2 protein-coding genes are annotated in these 1583 nt (G+C 73.3%); one reads left to right on the forward strand and one right to left on the reverse strand.

The features are described from left to right. Positions 1-278: 278 nt before the first annotated feature. Complete coding sequence (locus tag AC2W7M_RS25190) at positions 279-1049, reverse strand: OmpA family protein (protein ID WP_486135811.1); 771 nt, start codon at positions 1047-1049, stop codon at positions 279-281. Here AC2W7M_RS25190 and AC2W7M_RS25195 point away from each other — a divergent pair. Further along, positions 1036-1583: hypothetical protein (locus AC2W7M_RS25195; protein WP_486135813.1), on the forward strand; the 548-nt coding region annotated here is incomplete at its 3' end. The genes AC2W7M_RS25190 and AC2W7M_RS25195 overlap by 14 nt on opposite strands.

Here is a 1583-nt window from a genome sequence, read left to right on the forward strand (position 1 = left end):
CGTCCGCATCGGCCTTGGCGACGGGTGCGGCCGCCATCGGAGCGGTCGGCGCGGCGTCCCGTCGGCCCGCCTCCGCCCGCGTCCGGCGTGCGCGCAGATAGAGGCCGACGGCGAAGCCGATGGCGAACACCAGCGCCAGCAGCAGCACGGTCTCAATGGCAAAGGCTGTCATGTCCGCCCTCCCCGCCCCGGCAGCGGCCGGCGCGCATAATAGCCGGTGAGAAGGCCGAGGATCAGCGCGACGACGAGATAGGGCCAGAGCGCGAGGGCGAGATAGATCATTGCGAGGCGCCCTCCTTCACCACGAATTCGATGCGCCGGTTGAGCGCCTTGCCCGCCTCGGTGTCGTTGGGCGCCACCGGCCGCGAGGTCCCGTAGCCGGTCGCCGACAGGCGCTCGCGGGCGATGCCGGCATCGGCGAGATAGAGCACGACCGCGTCGGCCCGCGCCTGCGACAGGCGCTGGTTGAACGCGGCGTCGCCGTCGGAATCGGTGTGCCCCGTCACCTCGACCACGGAGCCGGGGCAGCGCGCCAGCGCAAAGGCCAGGCGGTCCAAAAGGCCGAGGCTGCGGCGGTCGATGCGCTGGCTGCCGGAATCGAACAGGATGGTGGCGCGCACCAGGAGGTCGTTGACCGACTTCTGGCACTCCGGCGCGCTGGCGGGCGGCCCCGGCGGCGCGGGCGCCAACGCCGCCTCCATGGTGAAGGGCGGCTTCAGGCGCCGGTCGAGCTCGGCGGCCACCTCGGCATCGGCGCCCGGACGCAGGATGGTGCCGGACAGGCGCATCTGCGTGTCGGTGAGGCGCATCTCGCCCGAGCCGAGGCGCGCCAGCTGCGACAGGCCGGCCTGCGCCGCTTCCAGGAAACCGTTCGGCGCGCCGCCGCCGATGGCGGACACGTCCGTGACCTTTTCCTTGAGGAAGTCGCGCTCGAGGCTGGTGCGCAGCGCCTGGTGCGCCGCTTCGTCGGGATAGAAGCCGGACAGGGTCAGCGTGTCGCCCTCGCGCTGCACGGCCAGCACGTAAGGAGAAATGGTGGGCGGGCGCACCGCGCGCGCGTCGACGCTGAGGCCGGCCGGCGGCTGGGGCGGCGGCCTGGCGCAGCGTGCCGTAGGTCGCCGAATCGACCGCCTCGCCGGAGAGCACCACCTGTGCGCCGGAAACCTCCGCCGTGCCGGTGCGCAGCTTGGCAAGCTGCGCCACGGCGAAACTAGAGGCGGCAGCCCAAGCCTCCGGGCTCGGTCCGCCCGAGGCGAGTCGCAGTTCGTCGACGACGCTCGTACCCGGCAGCGCGCTGCGGGCGGCATCCGTCAGCAGGCGGCGCGCCTCCTCGGACGGCGCATAGCCCGAGAGCACCACCTTGTCCGGCTGGCGCACCAGCTTCCAGTCAAACGGCGTCACGCGCGGCGGCTCGACCGCGAAGCGGATGATCTGGAAGCCCTCCGGCGGCGTGCGCCGCAGCCCGGTGAGCACGTCATAGGCGACGAAATCGGGCGCGGCGGCCTCGATGGTGATGGTGCTGTCGGCGAGCCCCACCCGCCCGCTCGGCACGGCGGCCAGCGCCCGGCCGGCGAGCCGCACCG

It is taken from the genome of Xanthobacter sp. BG11Y11_SDJG (genome assembly GCF_057364445.1).